The sequence below is a fragment of the Xanthomonas campestris pv. campestris str. ATCC 33913 genome (assembly GCF_000007145.1).
GTDB lineage: Bacteria > Pseudomonadota > Gammaproteobacteria > Xanthomonadales > Xanthomonadaceae > Xanthomonas > Xanthomonas campestris.
Genome location: NC_003902.1, coordinates 475172 through 491733 on the forward strand (window position 1 = coordinate 475172; position 16562 = coordinate 491733).

Annotated in this window: 8 protein-coding genes and 1 pseudogene; 5 read left to right on the top strand and 4 right to left on the bottom strand. The window is 64.4% G+C overall.

Translation table 11 applies throughout. The annotated features are described in order from the left end of the window. The first annotated feature begins 53 nt into the window (after positions 1-53). Entirely contained in the window at positions 54-1322 is a 1269-nt protein-coding gene (locus tag XCC_RS02075) for an aminotransferase class V-fold PLP-dependent enzyme (protein ID WP_228442280.1), read from the top strand. A 158-nt stretch (positions 1323-1480) separates the two neighbouring features. Then, positions 1481-2583, top strand: a pseudogene (locus XCC_RS02080) (IS3-like element IS1404 family transposase). Between the two features lie 407 nt (positions 2584-2990). Here the strand turns inward: XCC_RS02080 and XCC_RS02085 are convergent. After that, positions 2991-3332 carry an HPF/RaiA family ribosome-associated protein gene (locus XCC_RS02085; RefSeq protein WP_012437150.1) on the bottom strand — a complete coding sequence of 114 codons (342 nt, stop codon included), beginning with the start codon at positions 3330-3332 and terminating at the stop codon, positions 2991-2993. A gap of 593 nt (positions 3333-3925) precedes the next feature. Here XCC_RS02085 and XCC_RS02090 point away from each other — a divergent pair. Beyond that, complete coding sequence (locus tag XCC_RS02090; RefSeq protein ID WP_016945157.1) at positions 3926-6349, top strand: DUF3772 domain-containing protein; 2424 nt, start codon at positions 3926-3928, stop codon at positions 6347-6349. Positions 6350-7377: 1028 nt separating this feature from the next. Here XCC_RS02090 and XCC_RS02095 read toward each other — a convergent pair. Together XCC_RS02095 and XCC_RS02100 are read right to left on the bottom strand one after the other, a co-directional pair. Next, the gene (locus XCC_RS02095) at positions 7378-9486 is read right to left on the bottom strand and encodes a phosphoglycerol transferase I (RefSeq protein ID WP_011035656.1); all 2109 of its coding nucleotides are present in this window, start codon (positions 9484-9486) and stop codon (positions 7378-7380) included. 834 nt (positions 9487-10320) lie between these two features. After that, positions 10321-12045, bottom strand: coding sequence for an ABC1 kinase family protein (locus tag XCC_RS02100; RefSeq protein ID WP_011035657.1), 1725 nt, complete (start codon positions 12043-12045; stop codon positions 10321-10323). Between the two features lie 240 nt (positions 12046-12285). On the opposite strand from XCC_RS02100, the gene XCC_RS02105 reads away from it, so the two are divergent. Further along, the gene (locus tag XCC_RS02105) at positions 12286-13272 is read left to right on the top strand and encodes a DUF808 domain-containing protein (RefSeq protein ID WP_011035658.1); all 987 of its coding nucleotides are present in this window, start codon (positions 12286-12288) and stop codon (positions 13270-13272) included. 143 nt (positions 13273-13415) lie between these two features. Next, positions 13416-14792, top strand: coding sequence for a glycoside hydrolase family 10 protein (locus tag XCC_RS02110; protein ID WP_019237184.1), 1377 nt, complete (start codon positions 13416-13418; stop codon positions 14790-14792). Here the strand turns inward: XCC_RS02110 and XCC_RS02115 are convergent. Further along, entirely contained in the window at positions 14789-16411 is a 1623-nt protein-coding gene (locus XCC_RS02115) for a GGDEF domain-containing protein (protein ID WP_011035660.1), read from the bottom strand. The genes XCC_RS02110 and XCC_RS02115 overlap by 4 nt on opposite strands. Between the last annotated feature and the right edge of the window lie 151 nt (positions 16412-16562).

Sequence of the window (16562 nt, forward strand, 5' to 3'; positions counted from 1 at the left end):
TCCACACCTGACAGAGGACGACTTGAATGGGCAATCGCAGAGGATTTTTGAAGATGTCCGCTTCGCTGGCTGCCGCGCCCCTGATTCCTGAGTCGTCTGCTGTGAGCAATGAACTAGACATTCCTGTTTCCAACAAACGCCCGCATGAGCTTGCACGCGACGAAGCCCACTGGCGCGCGGTAGGTAGACTCTATTCAATCCAAGAGGAAATCATCAACCTTGAGCACGGCTATTGGGGACAGATGTCCATCCCAGTAGAGCAGGCGTTGGCTCGCCACACGCACAGAGTCAATCGCGAATTGTCGTGGTATGCACGCCGTGAGTACGATCGCGATTTTCTGAAAGCGCGGGCGGCAGTTGCCGATGCTCTCGGTGTCAGCGTCGAGGAGCTGATGCTCACCCGCAACGCGACTGAGTCGTTCGTCAATCTGATCACCCAGTATGACGAATTGAGTTCCGGTAACGCGATCCTGTGGGCAGATGCCGACTACCCCGAGTTCAAGCGCATGATGTCCTGGCTCGCAGAGTCGCGGCAGGTAAGGGGAACGATGCTGAGTCTCCCGGCTGCGGGAACCGATGAGGATTACATAAGGATCTATCGAGAAGCCTTTGATGCGCTTCCGGATCTCAAGCTGATGTTGCTTACTCATGTCAGCAATCAACACGGTCTAGTGCTGCCAGTGCGAGAGATCGCGGCTATTGCCAAGTGCCGCGGCATCCACGTCATTTGCGATTGCGCACAATCCTGGGGGTTGCTCGACTTCACCCTTGACGACTTGAACGTTGACTGGGCTGTCTTCAATCTCCACAAGTGGATCGGCTCGCCGGTAGGTGTCGGGGCCCTTTACATGCGGCACGGAACACTGGTGCCTGTGAGGCCATTTCCAGGAGAGGACAGCAGTGATACGGATGTGGCCAATCGCGTGCACTTGGCAACATCTGACTTCGCTTCATTTCTTACTGTGCCTGATGCTCTCGCTTTTCACCGCGCTATTGGCGGCGCAAATAAACAAGCGCGGCTGAACTACCTCCGCGAAGCATGGGTCGCCAGCCTTGAAGGGTCGTCGGCGGTTGAGGTATTAGGCGCGACCGGATCTAAAAACGCATCGGGAATGGGGGCATTCCGCCTGCGCGGACAGACGTCGAAGGTGCAAGTGAGTGCACTCCAGACTCGCCTTGAGACAGAATTCCGCATCTTTACAGTGGTTCGAAACGATCTTGCTAGCGGAGCCTGTATCCGGGTAACTCCACAGGTATTTACTCCGCTTGAGCATGTGCAGGCGCTTGCTGACGCGATCGTTGAGATTTCGGTTACCGGCTAAGTGAAGCCGGCTTGACCGAATTTGCTGAAATGTGTCCGACAGCTGGCCTCTGCTCAGCAATGTCCGCTTGGTAAGGGCGGCACCGTGGGCCGACGTCCCCCCAATTTTGAGTAGCGCCTCAGTTTGGAGTCCAATTCCCTACCCCGAGGAGATTGGACGTGAAGAAACGTTTTACTGACGAGCAGGTCATCGGCTTTCTGCGCGAAGCCGAAAGCGGCGTCGCCATCAAGGACCTGTGCCGGCGGCATGGCTTCAGCGAGGCCTCGTACTACCTGTGGCGCAGCAAGTTCGGTGGGATGAGCGTGCCCGATGCCAAGCGGCTCAAGGACCTCGAGTCCGAGAACGCGCGGCTGAAGAAGTTGCTGGCCGAGCAGTTGTTCGAGAACGACCTGATCAAGGATGCACTGCGAAAAAAGTGGTGAGCGCACCGGCGCGTCGGACGCTGGTGCGCGAATGGATCGGGCGTGGTGCCAGCGAGCGTCGTGCGTTGGCAGTGATCGGCATGAGCGCCAGTGCACTGCGGTATTGCCCGCGCGAAGATCGCAATGGCGAACTGCGCGAACGCATCTGTGCGTTGGCACATCGCCATCGCCGCTATGGCGTGGGAATGATCTATCTCAAATTGCGGCAAGAAGGGCGCATCGTGAACTACAAGCGTGTGGAACGGTTGTACCGCGAGCAGCAGCTGCAAGTGCGCCGCCGCAAGCGCAAGAAGGTCCCAATAGGCGAGCGTCAACCGCTGCTGCGGCCATCGCAGGCCAACCAGGTGTGGTCGATGGACTTTGTGTTCGACCGCACCGCCGAAGGCCGGGTGATCAAGTGTCTGGTGATCGTGGACGATGCAACCCACGAAGTGGTCGCCATCGAGGTGGAGCGCGCGATCTCCGGGCACGGGGTGACGCGCGTGCTGGACCGACTGGCGCACAGTCGCGGTTTGCCGAAGGTGATCCGCACTGACAACGGCAAGGAGTTTTGCGGTAAGGCGATGGTCGCCTGGGCGCATGCCCGTAATGTGCAACTACTGCTCATCCAGCCAGGCAAACCGAACCAGAACGCCTACGTCGAATCCTTCAACGGCCGACTGCGCGACGAATGCCTCAACGAGCACTGGTTCCCGACGTTACTGCACGCGCGCACCGAAATCGAACGCTGGCGACGCGAATACCACGAGGACCGACCCAAGAAAGCAATCGGCGGCATGACGCCGGCTGCGTATGCCCAACATCTGGCAAACACCGATATCATCAACCCCGGACTCTAAACCAGGCCGCTACTCAGGGCGGGGGGACGTCGGGACGCAGCCGACGCGGAGCATCAGTCATTAGGGCTTCTGTCCATCCCTACCGCATCGGTGGCGCTGGCCTACATTCCATATCAGTGGTCTTCGTCTGTTCATCTATGGCTCATCTGTCCACTGCTGTCCATCCGCACCCAATCGAGCCCCAAAACGTTGGGGGCATCCATGGGGGAATCGGTCCGCTACTAACTTGATTAAATCCATTTTAAACAAACGATTACGCGGAATGTCCGAATCCCTTCGGGCGCACCAGACATGAGTCGGCCCGTTTGTGATAGCACTGCCATTGCAAACGGGCCGATCGCGTTTTCAGGGATGCGTGGGGCCATGGGCTGCCACAGGGCGGGTGTGCCCGCCCCGCAGTGCAGACCTTACAAGGGGTCTGGCGCCGGCGCGGTCGCCTTGGCCTGCTGCTTGCCGCGGGCGCTTTCGATGGCGCTGCGCAGCTTGCGGGCCGCACCGGTGACCGCAGACGCGGTGGTTTCGGCGCTGTTGCTGGCAGCGATGGGCGGCAGGCCGGCGACATGGGCCTCGATACTGCAGGTCCGATCCGCCGCACCGCCACGCTGGCCGTTCTCGTCGCGCAAATGCACTTCCACGCGGGTGATGTCGTGGGCAAAGTGCGCCAACTGCGCGGAACAGGTCTTCTCGACGTGCTGCACAACGGAGGGGTCATGCGGCACGTGGTTGTCGGTCTGGATCTGGATCTGCATAGGAGTCTCCTTCGCGGTCATCCGCTGCGTCTGCCGCAGCGGTGATTCGATTCTGCGACAGCCAACTGTTGGCACGAGGTGACAGCCCGGCGCCGACGTTCATGCGCTGGTTGGCTGGCGTCGGCGAGCCATGTGGTGGGGGACTGGATGCCCAGGCACGCCAGGGCGTGCTGACTGGCGAGGACGCCTGTTGTCGGGTGACTGCGGCTGTCCCTAGCTGCTTGCCATTGCGCGCACTCCGCATTCGCCTACGTGAGCCTGTCTGGCTTCGATCACATGCTCAACTCGAACGTGGACTGTCTTCGGCTCACGTGGCTCATCGCCCTGGACACGGTCTCGACATGCACACCGCTCGCTGGGCTTCCCGACCCGGTCGGTTCGCCGGCCAATGGGCCCACTACGTGCACTGCGGGTTCCAATGGTCTCCGCTGGTGGGCGCACTCATCGCTGAATCGGCGCGGCCGGGGTGAGCCGGATTGCCGGAACCGCTCCGGGCGGTGGCTTAAGATTGCGGGCTCTGCGCATCGTCCGCGCCTGCCCGATACCTGCCCGTGTCTGAATTTCGAGTGGTTCCAACTGCCCATCGCGGCGTCGTGCGGCGCCTGCTGTTGCTGGTGGCGCTGTGGATGGTTTGCGTGGGTGCTGCGGTGGCGCAGGACGAGGACACGCTGCAGGAAAATGCGCAGGCCCAACTCGACAGCATGCAGAAGGTTCTCAAGCAGGCCGAAGCGGGGCTGGACAAGTCCGATAAGGATCAGCTCGGCAAGCTGACCGATGAGGTCACCGGCGCGCAGCGGCAGGCGCAGGATCTAGTGCGCACGTTGGATCCGCCGCTGAAGGAACTCAACGTGCGGCTGGAGGCGCTTGGCGTCAAGCAAGCAGGCGAGCCAAAAGACCTGACCAAGCAACGTGACTCGCTGGCCAAAGAACGAGATGGGCTGGATGCCGAATCCAAGCGCGCCATGCTGTTGGTCTCCGATGCCAAGGACCTGGCCGATCGGCTCGAGCGCGAACGCGTGCAACGCTTCAGCGTGCAGCTCTCGACGCGCGTGGCCTCGCCGTTGTCGCCGGCATTCTGGAACCAGATTGCGCAGCAGTGGCCTGACGATCGCGCGCGCCTGCAGGCCTTGTCGGCCAGGACGGTGCAGATGGTGCAGGCCGGAACCGCCGCCAATGGCGTCGGCGGGCTGATCACCGGTGTGCTGATCGCGCTGTTGCTGGCCCTGCCGCTGCGCATCTTTCTGCGCCATCTGGGCCGGCGGTATGCCGCCTCGCGCGCGCCGGGCGGGCGCTTGCGACGCTCGGGGCTGGCATTGTGGTTTCTGCTGATCGGCACGCTGACGCTTGGAGTCGCGGCGTTTGTCCTGGTCGAAAGTATCCGCTCGCTCGGCCAAGTGGCGGAGGATCTGGACCAGCTGCTGACCGGGTTTGTCGCGGTCAGTCTGGTGGCCGCCTTCGTGGGCTCGCTCAGTGCCAGCCTGCTGATGAAGCATCAACCCAGCTGGCGGTTGTTCCCGCTGGATGACGCCACCGTCGATCGGCTGCGCGTGCATTGCCTGGCCACCGCAGCGGTGATCTGGTGCAGCGGCATGGGGTCCAAGATCAACGAGGCGGCGGGCAGCAGCCCGGCGTTGAATACAGCCACCGATGCGGTGGCGGCATTGCTGTATGCGGGGTTGATTCTGTCGGCGCTGGCGGGTCTGAGTCTGTCGTTGCGCGCGCACGCGGCCAATGCAGGCGTGGTCGATCCCGACAGCGACGCGCCACCACCGGTGGTCTCGCGCGGCGGCGGCTTCATCGTGCTGATCCGCCTGCTGGGACATCTGGCGGTGATCTTTGCGCTGATCGCCGCCTTGTTCGGCTATCTCAATCTGGCCTTGTTCGTGGAGCGGCAGATCATCTGGATCACCCTGGTCTGCAGCCTGCTCGGCTTGCTGGTGGTGTTCGCCGACGATCTGATGACCTGGCTGTTCAAACCCGATGGCCGTTTCAGCCGCGCGCTCGCGCACGCGCTCAGCATCGGCAGCGGGCGCCTGGTGCAGCTGGGATTGCTGATCTCGGCGGCGGCCCGCGTGGTGCTGGTGCTGTTGGGCATCGCGTTGCTGCTGACGCCGTATGGCGCAAATCTCAGCGTGGTGGCCGACTGGGCGGAGAACATCACCCACGGCATCAACATCGGCAAAGAGCTGGTGATCACCCCCGGCGATGTGTTCCGGGCGCTGTGCGTGTTCCTGCTGGGCATGGGGGTGGTGCATGTGGTGCAGCAGTGGTTGCTCAACACCTATCTGCCCAAGACCGAACTCGATGCCGGCGCACGTAACTCCATCAGCACGGTGGCGCGCTATCTGGGCTGGTTGATCGTGGTGGTGTGGGGCCTGACTGCGCTGGGCCTGGATCTGAAACGGTTGGCGCTGGTGCTGAGCGCGTTGTCGGTGGGCATCGGGTTTGGCTTGCAGGCGATCACGCAGAACTTTGTGTCGGGCCTGATCCTGCTGGCCGAGCGGCCGGTGAAGATTGGCGATTGGGTGCGCATTGGCGACCAGGAAGGCGATGTGCGCAAGATCAGCGTGCGCGCCACCGAGATCCAGGTCGGCGACCGCTCCACACTGATCGTGCCCAACTCGGAATTGATCACCAAGAGCGTGCGCAACATGACCTTGTCCAATCCGTTGGGCCGGGTGCAATTGCAGTTCTCGGTGCCGCTGGAAACCGATGTGGCCAAGGTGCGCGACATGCTGCTGGAGTTGTTTGCCGAGCACACCAAGGTGCTGGCCGAGCCGGCGCCAGAGGTGTTCATCGACTCGCTGGCAGGCGGCCACGTCAACTTCAATTCGTTTGCCTATGTGCGCAGCCCGCGCGATTCGTACGGCGTGCGTAGCGAACTGTTCTTTGCGTTGCTGCAGCGTATGGACACTGCCGGTATTGCGCTGCAATCGCCGCAGGAAATCCGCTTCAGCCGTGCGGGTGCGGCGGTGGCGCGCGATGCGGGCGATGCCACGCCTGCTTCGGAAGGCTGAGCTGGCGTGCGCGTGTGGTGCGCTGTTAATGCGTCAGCGCGGTGGAAGCGCGGCGGTAGGTCGGCTACGGCGTCATCTGGATGGTTCCAGGCCGGGTGGGCGGAAGGCGGTGCCTCAGCGCAGGAGGCATCTGACGTGACGACCAGCCCCCGCGCATCGTCCCTATCCGGTCACGCCGCGTGTCGCTCACCGTCTCTTCGTTCCGTCGACGAGCCGGAATAACGAATCGCCGCTGGCTTCACACATAGGACGACCGGGATTTGAATCGTCGCGCGTCCAGGCGCGGTCGACTGCCTGGATCAACCGTCTGATCTGTTGAGTGCGCGGTGCCCTCAGCGCTTCCGGGACACGCCGTGAATCTGTCCGTGGAGGCTCCTTAGCGTCATCCATGCCAAGGGTCGCGCAAACGGTGAGGACACCGCGCCGGAGAGTTGGTCGGTGGTCACCTGAAAAGCGGCGGTCGCAACATGCATCCGAAGTTGAGCCGGCTAACCACTATCGAACAGAGTGCATCAAACACTGCTTGTGCCATGCACACCGATCATCCCCACTGGTCCTTGACCGCCCACCGGCACGGGACCTTATGCGGCATGGATGCCGCATAAGAGCCTCCATGGACGGATTCACGGCGTGTCCCGCGCCGGTGGGCGGGCGAGGGCCCTGCAGCCAGGGCGCAGAACACATGCTTGGCTTTGGTGTCCGCTCCGGCTCCGGCGTTGCCTCTTCCACACCGCCTTTTTCAAACCAGGACGACTGCCTTTAGCTGCTGGCGTTCAATGCGCAGTGAAACCGACAGCATCGCCAACCCCGATGCCACACACGCCAACGCCAGCTTGGTCGAGCGCGCAACGGGCTTGCCACTTCAAGGGCTTGTCGCGAATGCATCCATGGAAACCCAGGTGCCGGCGCTGGTGTCGCCTCAATGCCCCGCACGCCGTGAGGACACCGCCTCGGAAGCTGCAGATCCATGTGCCACATGCCGCAGCAAACAACAGCAACGCCCGCCTGCTGGCCGTGCAGAGACCCGATCAGGAGCGATCCGCAACCGCGGTGTCCTTGACCAATGCCAGGTCGTCCACGCTCACCTCTTCGGTGTAGTCCAGCCAGGCGCGGATCTCCAGATCCTCCACTGCATGCTCCAGGCCGACCGGCATGCGGATGCGGCCGGAGGCGTCGGGCACCACCCATTGCTGGGCCAGCACCACCTTGCGTTCGGACGACACGGCTTCGACCCAGAACGCGCGGGTTGGGCGGCGTTTGGCGTAAAGCTCGAGCATGTAGCGCCCGGCCTCGGTCTTGCGCGCGGCCTGGGTGAGCATGATCGGCTGACGCACGCGCGGGCGCGGCGCTTGCGGGGTGACATCCAGCGGCGCATCCACGGCGATGCCGCGGGTGAGGTCGGGGTCGCGGTACAGCTTCATGTGCTGATTGCGATCCACCACCAGCGCACACCAGTCGCCATCGGCCGAGCCGTCTTCGAAGGCGGTGCAACGGTCCACATAGGCCAGCGTGCCGTCGCTGTGGGTGCGGTCGAACTGGCGCGAGGTGTTTTCCAGATACACCGTCTTGAGGTTGGTGTTGTCGTCGTATTCCAGTAGCACCGGCGGGCGCACCTGCTGCACGCCCACCACCACATCGCCATTGCCGTTGACACGCAACATGCGCGTGCTGCGCCCGGTCCATAACGTGCGTGCATAGGCCAGATAGCGCGGATAGTTTTTGCCGCTGTCACGACTGGCGGCAACGCTTGCACTTGGCGGGGCGTCATTGGCCAGCAGCGAGCGGCCGAAGCCCAGCGTGCGCATGCCCGGTTCCAGCAATTGCAGCAGCGTGGCGCCCGAATCCAGGGTGCTGCCGGCGCGCGTGACCACCTGTTGCGGCGGAATGTCCTTGCCGAGGAACAGCAACAGGTTTTCGCGTTTTTGCTTGGCCAGCACGTCGCTGAGATCGTTGGGCATGGCCAGGTGATCGGAGGCGATCACGATGATGGTGTTGCGGCCGTAGCGGCTGTTGCGGATGCGCGTGACCAGCCGACCAATCAGCCGGTCGCTGCACTTGATGGCATGCAGCAGCCCGATGTCACCCAGCGGGCTCTCATAACGCTGGTTCTTGCACGCCAGCGGCAGGTGGCCGGCAGGATGATGGGTGTCCATGGTCAAGGTGGTGAGCATGAACGGCTGGCCGGCGCGCGAGAGCGTCTGGAAGCTATCCCAGGCATCATCGAGCAAGACATCGTCGTGCACGCCCCATGCGGAGAAATGCTTCGGCGCTACCCCCTTGTCGTGGAAGTAATTCACGTCGTGCACCACGTCGAAGCCGTGGCTGGCCAGAAAGCTGCCCTTGCCGGCGAAGCTGGCATCGGCGCCGCCCACGTAGTGATTGCGGTAGCCCTGGTCCTTGAGATAGTCGCCCAGGCAACGCGCCTCGGGCAGGAACAGGCCCATGCGCCCCATGCTGTTCTCATCGCCTGGGGCAGTGGTTAGCGGCACGCCGCACATCGAAGCGACCATGCCGGCAATGGTCCAGCCGCTGCCTTCGGTGGAGGTGAGGTTGCGCACGTCCACTGCTTCGGTGGCGAGCTGGTGCAGATTGGGCATCAAGCCGGGAAACGTCGCTTCGTCGAAGTAGGTGCGCTCCAGGCTTTCGCCATAGATCCAGACGATGTTCTTGCGCTTTTGCAGCGGCTGCTGCGGCACCTGGTATTCCGGCACCACGGTGGCGTAATCGACCGGGCGCAACTGGTAGTACAGCCGCTTGCCATCGCGATACAGCGGGCTGACCGCCACGCTCACCAACAGCATCACCACGAACGCACCGAACACCGCACCGCCGCCACGCGGGCGCCGGAAACGGCGCACCCGCAACAGCACCAGCGGGCTGAGCGAGAGCAGCACCATGCCGATAAACACGGCGATGTAGCCGGAAAAATCGCTGACGCCGGCGCCGTCCATGTCCGCGCGCAGGTGGTAGAGCGTTGCGGCATTGACGCCGTCGCCACTGAGCCGATCGACCAGGCCCCACGCGCTGAGCAACAGCAACAATAACGACAGCAGCCCGGCTTTCAGCCACGCCAGACGCGGCGACGCCACCAGCAACAAGAGCAACAGCAACAACGACAGCGCCAAAATCCAATGCATGTGCAGCGTCCGTGGGGGAAAGAGGCGAGCACGCACCGCACGCTTTGCTCGCCGTGTCCTTGGCTTTCACGCGAAATGTGACACCGGGATGACGGACTATGCCGCGACAAAGCTGACTGAAATGTTTGTTGAGGGCCCTGATGTAGTGTTGCGGCCACTGTGCGCGCTGCTTTGCCAGGCGGGTTGCTTTCTCGCCGAAGCGCGTGTGGACGCGGGGGCGCCCTGCGCACGCTGCGCGATGCCGGCGTATTGGCGCGGTTCTGCCCGCTCTGACCTGCACGATTGAATGGCGCAGTGCTGGCCGTCAGAGCCACATGCAGTGTGGTGCAAGACGCGTGGGGAGCGAATCGTTGTCTGGAGAACGACTGATAGCGGCGCGGATTGCTATGGGGCATCAAACACCAGGCAGGAAATGCGCATGGCGTTTGTGGCGCTGCTGCCCAGGGACATCTTCGAATGCTCGCGCAGCTGCGGCATGTGTTCGGTGCGTTGGCGAACGCAAGCTAGGTGCGTGCGGTTGAAAGCACGCGTTCATTGCGCTGTTGCGCGATAGCGAGAAATCATCGGCGGTGCCGATCAACCGATCAACCGATCAACCGATCAACTGATCAGCCGGGCTGCCTGCGATCGGGCTGGCACCGGCGCTTTTCGCCAACCAGATGCGCCACGGCCGCTTTACGCTCTTCGATGATGTCGCAAGCCAGATCCATGCAGGCAACCACGACGCCGGCGTGCAGACACCTTTGACTTCAACGCCACTGCCACCGCCCATATGCGGCGTCGAACGCCTAACGAAGAACAGGCGCACAAGCAGCAGGCACCAACCATCCCGCGTTACCGGTGCCCACGTTCCTCACGTGCGCGCACGCGGCGGTCGAAGACCAGCGCACTGAGCACGATACCCAGGCCCAGGAACACGCCGAGCAGAAACAGCACCATCGCAATCGCGGGGTAGCCCCAGAGCTTGAGACCGGTCTCGATCCGCATCATCTGCGAGGACGCCATGATCAGCGCGGCGGTGACGATGCCGGCGGCGACGCGGTTGGCGATCTTCTGCAGGCTTTCCATCAGGTGCGACTCTTCCAGCCCGGTCACACGCATCTGCATGCGGTTTTCGGCCACCAGCGAGAGGATGTCGGACATGCGGCGCGGGCCTTCGCGCAGCAGGTGCTGCAATTCCATGGCTTCGCTGGCCAGGTTGGCCGCCGACATCGACTTCTTCAGGCGTGCGCGCATCACGTGCTGCAGGTGGCGTTCGACGATGCGGCGGGTGTCCAATGCCGGCGACAGCGCGCGGCACACGCCTTCCAGGTTCAGCAAGGTCTTGCCGAGCAGGCTCAGCTCCGGCGGGGTGCGCAGGCCGGTGGCGGTGGCAATGCGCACCAGGTCCAGCACCACGCGGCCCTCGGAGGTGGCGTCGTGTGCGGCGTAGCGGGCAATCATCTGCCCGGTTTCGCGCAGGTAGCGCTCCTCGTCGTAGTCCTCCAGGCGCGTGCTGAGCGCGATGGTTTCCTCGGCGACTTCTTCGCCACGGCCGTCCACGGCGGCAAACAGCAATTTGAGCAGGCGCTCGCGCAGGCGCGGTGGCACGTGCGCCACCATGCCCAGGTCGAAGATGGCCAGGCGGCCGTCGGGCATCACCCGCAGGTTGCCCGGGTGCGGGTCGGCATGGATTTCGCCATGCACGAACATCTGGTCCAGGTAGCCCTTGACCAGGGCCGCGGCCAACTCGTCCATCGGCTGCTCGGTGCGGCGCAGGCCGGAGATCTTGTCCACGCGCACGCCTTCGGCCAGCTGCATGGTCAGCACCTTGCGGCTGCTGAGGTCCCACACCGGCTGCGGCACCCATAGCAAGGGGAACGGCTTGAGGTGTTCGCCAAAACGCACCAGGGTCTCGGCCTCGGCCTCGTAGTTGAGTTCGGCGCGCAGGGTCTTGCCGAACTCGCCCAGCCAGTCGGCAAAGCGCACGCGGCGGCCGATGCCGGTGAGGCGGTCGGCGGCGTTGGCGAAGCTTTTGAGCACGTCCAGGTCCGAGCGCACCTGCGCGGCGACTTCGGGTTTTTGCACCTTGATCGCCACCGGCGTGCCGTCACGCAGGGCGGCGCGATGCACCTGCGCCAGCGAGGCGCAGCCCAGCGGCACCGGGTCGAAATGCGAGAACGCCTTGTTGACCGCCACGCCGAGCTCTTCTTCGATGATCTGGCGGATGCGCTCCACCGGCACCGAGCTGGTGTTCTCCTGCATGCGCTCCAGCGCGGTGGCGAACTCAGGCGGCACGATGTCCGGGCGGGTGGAGAGCATCTGGCCGAGTTTGACGAAGGTGGGGCCTAGCGCTTCCAGGTCGGCAACGAACTGGTCCGGCGTGCCTTCGGCGGGCACTTCGTATTCGTTGACCGCCGCCGGGTCCAGGCTCATGCCGGCAAACACGCCCGACCCGCGGTACCGCAGCAACAGGCGCAGGATCTGCGTCCGTCGGCTCATGCCGCCGACCACGGCGTTGTCGGCCGGGTGCGTGGCCTGAGCCGGTGTGCGGTGCGGGTCGTTGGGGCTCAAGGCCATCTCCGGGTGTGTTGAGCGCCCGAGTGTGGCCAGCGCCGGGTCGTCGTGTGGTGAATCCGCGCCCGGGCCTGCGAACGGGGTGGGCGTACCGCTGCTGCCGGCGGCGCGCGCGGCGCGGCCTGGCCTGCTGGCGCGTGCTGCCAGTGCCCCGCGGTGTCTCGCCAGCACCCTGGTGCAGCCGTCACCCCATCGGCGCGCAGGATCGGCGAGAATTCACACCCACCCAAGAAGGACCTCCGCATGGCCGGTGCCAGCCTGTTTACCCTGCTCGACGACATCGCCACGCTGCTGGACGACGTGTCCATCCTCACCAAGGTGGCGGCCAAGAAGACGGCCGGCGTGCTGGGCGACGATCTGGCGCTCAACGCGCAGCAGGTCACCGGCGTCACCGCCGACCGAGAGCTGCCGGTGGTGTGGGCGGTGGCCAAGGGCTCGCTGGTGAACAAGGTGATCCTGGTGCCGGCGGCGCTGGCGATCAGCGCCCTGGAGGCCTGGCTGCGCGGGCGCGGCTACAACGTGCCGCTGGTGATGCCGTTGATGATGATCGGCGGCGCGTACCTGTGTTTCGAAGGCGTGGAGAAGCTGGCGCACAAGTTCCTGCATAGCGAAGAAGAAGATGCGCAGCGGCATGCCGAGCGCACCCGGGTGCTGGCCGACGAGGCGGTGGACGTGGTGGCGCTGGAAAAGGACAAGGTCAAGGGCGCGATCCGCACCGACTTCATCCTGTCGGCCGAAATCATCGTGCTGTCGCTGGGAGTGGTGGCGGGCGTGTCGTTCGGCCAGCAGGTGGCCGTGCTGGTGGCGATTGCGCTGGCCATGACCATCGGCGTCTACGGCCTGGTGGCCGGCATCGTGAAGCTCGACGACCTGGGCCTGTATCTGAGCAAGAAAGGCGCTGCGCTGGCGGCCTTGGGCCGCGGCATCCTGGTGGCGGCCCCGTGGCTGATGAAGTTCCTGTCGGTGGCTGGCACGCTGGCGATGTTCCTGGTCGGCGGCGGCATCCTGGTGCACAACATCCCGACCCTGCACCACCTGGTGGTGGACCTGGCAAAGGCCTCCGGCAGCCTGGGCTGGCTGGTGGAGGCACTGGGCAACATGCTGGTGGGCGTGGTGGCCGGTGCGGTGGTGCTGGCGGCGGTGACCGGGTTTCAGAAGCTGCGCGGGAACAGGCCGCGCACTGATTCTGTGCAGTCGCTTCGGCGACAAGCGAAATCGCGTACAGGCTAACGATCATGGGTTGCGCGCCTGCGGGTTGCGCTTGCTAGCCTCTGGCAACACCGCTGGTGCGGTGTGCGGCCAGGTAGTCGCCTGCGGTGGCATGCGGATGGCATTGGCTGGCCTTGCTGGCGGACAACAGGCGAGAGCGCAACATGCACAAGATGCTGGACGAGTACGACCATGCAGGTGGATCTACGCGTGCAGCGGCGCAGTCAGACCTGCCGCAGGCGGACGATGGGGCGCCCGCGGCACTGGCGTGCGGGCCCGACGCGATCGGGCGCAGACGCTTCCTGGGGCTGGGGTCGGCAGCAATCGCAGCGAGTGTGGCGGGTGTGCCGGCACGCGCAGCGCTTCCTGCGCGCGGCCAGATGCGGGCCACCTGGGTAACGAGTGTGCTCAATCTCGACTGGCCAAGTGCGGCGTCCGCCCGTGTGGCCGATCCGGTTGCGCGTGTCATGCTCCAGCAGCAGGAATTGCTGGCGATTCTCGACCAGGCCCAGGCGCTGCATCTCAACACGTTGGTCTTTCAGGTCAAGCCATGTGCCGATGCGCTGTATCGGTCGCGGATTCTGCCATGGTCGCCGGTGTTGACGGGCGTGCATGGCAAGGATCCCGGTTTCGATCCATTGGCCTTCCTGCTTCGGCACGCGCACGCACGCGGCATCCAGGTCCATGCCTGGCTCAATCCTTACCGCGTCTCGACCAACATCAGCCAGGCCACGCGCGATGCGTTGAGCGCTGCATCGCGCGATTCGCCCCCCAGCGTGTACGTGCAACATCCCGAGTGGGTGGGGGTGGCCGCCAACCGGCTGGTGCTTGATCCCGGTATTCCTGCCGTTCGCCGCTGGATCTGCGCCGTGGTCGCGGAACTGATTGTCCGTTACAACGTGGATGGTGTGCAGTTCGACGATTATTTCTATAGCGAAACCGCGCAGTCGCCGCTGGACGACGCACAGACCTATGCCCGTCATGGTGCAGGCTTCGTCGACAAGGGCGATTGGCGGCGCCACAACACCTATCGCTTGATGCGGGAAGTGGGCACGACCATTCGCACGATCCGGCCGAGTGTGGCCTTCGGCGTCAGTCCGGCAGGGGTATGGCGCAACGTGCAGGACGATCCGCAGGGATCGCAGACGCAGGCAGGCGCTCCGTCGTTCGACGTTGCCTACGCAGATACCCGGCGCTGGGTGCGTGAAGAACTCGTCGATTACATCGTGCCGCAGATCTATTGGCCGTTTGCGCGCCAGATAGTGCGCTACGACACGATCGCGCGCTGGTGGGCCGACACCGTCGGCAGCGGCCGTGTCCACCTGTACATCGGCATGGCGTTGTACAAGGTAGGGATTGCGAATGCGCTGGAGCCGGACTGGACCATTGCCGGCGGTGTCCCGGAGATCGCCCGCCAACTGGATTTGAACGCAGCCCTGCCTCAGATACGTGGATGCATGCTGTTTCGCCAAGGGTTCATTGCCCAACCCCAGACCGGGCAGGTCATGGACTATCTGAAGCTGCGTTGGCAGGGGAGTTAGTCGGCGCTGATCACCCGGTTCTTGCCGGCCGCCTTGGAGTCGTACATGGCGCGGTCGGCGCGGCGGATCACCTCGTCCTGGGCTTCGTCGGTGCGGCGCATGGCCACGCCGCCGCTGAAGCTGACGAACACGCGCACGTCCTCATGCAGCAACGAGCGCTGTGCGAGCGCGCGCTGCAGGCGGATCACCGCGGCGCTGGCCTCGAAGATGGTCGAGTCCGGCAACAGCAACACGAATTCCTCGCCACCGAAGCGCGCAATCGCATCGGTGGTGCGCAGCACCGACTTGGCCACGTCCACGGTGTGGCGCAACGCGGCGTCGCCACCGGCATGCCCATGGGTCTCGTTGAGGCGGCGGAAGTCGTCCAGGTCCAGCATCGCCACGCACAGCGGTTGCCCGCTGCGCTGGGTGCGGGTGGCCTCGCGCTCGAACAGTTCTTCGAAGCCGCGCCGGTTGAGGGCGCCGGTGAGCTGGTCTTCGCGCACCAGCCCGGCGACGTCCTTGAGCTCCTGCTCCAGCGAGGCGATGCGGTGCTCGGCTTCTTCCACCTGGCGGCGCGCGGACAGTAGCTCGTCGCGCGCGGCCAGCGCCTGCGCCTGCACGCCGGCGGTGTCCTGCAACACGTCCTGCAGCAAGCGGTTGAGGTCGGGAATGCTGCGAGCGTCGCCGATCGCCTGCGAATAACCGGCAACGCGGTCGTGGTATTCGCCTGTGCTGGTGGCCATGCCGTCGAGCCGGTCGACGAAGGACACCATCATCTCGCGCATGGCGGTCTTGGAGTCGGCAATGCCCTGCTTGAGCAGGCCTTGCTTGTAGATCACCTCGCGCAGGGTGCCGCGCGCCTGTTCGATCGAACCCACGTCCATCGGCCCGGCGATCAACTGCCGCACCACCGAGATCTGGCCCTGCAGCCAACTGCGATCGTCCAGGAGTTCGCCGACGTTTTCCAACAATAGGTCGAATAACCCCAGCAACAGGTTCTGTTGCTCGCTGGCATCTTCGGCGCGCAAGCCGATCTGGTGGCTGAGCTCGCGCAGCCGCTGTTCCAGGGTGATCAGTTCGTGGCCGGGTCGCCAGTGGCGCAGTGCCGAGGCCAGCGTCTGCGCTTCTTCGGCCAACTCCGGGCTGCGTTGCAGCAGCGTGGCCAGTGCATTGCCCAGCGCGTGCCGCAGCAGGTCGCGCAGCTGTTCGGCTTCGGTACGGCCTTCGGCCAGCGAATCGCCGGTATCGATGGTGCGGATGTATTTGTCGATCAGCTGGCGCAGGGCGCGCCCATACCCGGGCCAGTCGCCGGCGGCATACGCCGTACTCAGGCGTACGCCCATGTCGCCGAGCTCGCCATGCAGGCTGGCAATGCCTTCGGCAAAGGCCAGCAGCAAGGCTTCCGGGTGCGCGGCATGCGAAAACAGGCGGATCAGTAGCGCAGTGGCAGCGGCGGGGTCATGCGCGCCCGACTTGGCCTTGGCCGGCACCAGCTGATGTGCAGCCAATCCAGCGCCGTCGCGCTCGCCCAGCACGCTGGGCAAGGTAGCCGGGCGCGCGGTGCCGGCACCGCCCCATGGCAGCAGACGGCGCAGCCCGCCACGTGGGCGGTTGGGGTGTTCGGGCTGTTCTGCCATGCGCCAGGTCTCGAGGGTGAAGTACCAACGCCACGTTATCGGCGTTGGTGCAGGGCCCTTGAGCACGCGCGTGCGCGGTTTGCAGACGCGACCGCAGTAACGCCGACGGCCGTCACACGCAAGGGGCGGATTGCGCGCATCTGAACCAGTT

Excerpts from the sequence above, each read along its gene's own strand:
- XCC_RS02110 (WP_019237184.1), top strand. The coding sequence starts at position 13,416 with ATGCACAAGATGCTGGACGAGTACGACCATGCAGGTGGATCTACGCGT.
- XCC_RS02095 (WP_011035656.1), bottom strand. The coding sequence starts at position 9,486 with ATGCATTGGATTTTGGCGCTGTCGTTGTTGCTGTTGCTCTTGTTGCTG.
- XCC_RS02115 (WP_011035660.1), bottom strand. The coding sequence starts at position 16,411 with ATGGCAGAACAGCCCGAACACCCCAACCGCCCACGTGGCGGGCTGCGC.
- XCC_RS02100 (WP_011035657.1), bottom strand. The coding sequence starts at position 12,045 with ATGGCCTTGAGCCCCAACGACCCGCACCGCACACCGGCTCAGGCCACG.
- XCC_RS02105 (WP_011035658.1), top strand. The coding sequence starts at position 12,286 with ATGGCCGGTGCCAGCCTGTTTACCCTGCTCGACGACATCGCCACGCTG.
- XCC_RS02075 (WP_228442280.1), top strand. The coding sequence starts at position 54 with ATGTCCGCTTCGCTGGCTGCCGCGCCCCTGATTCCTGAGTCGTCTGCT.
- XCC_RS02085 (WP_012437150.1), bottom strand. The coding sequence starts at position 3,332 with ATGCAGATCCAGATCCAGACCGACAACCACGTGCCGCATGACCCCTCC.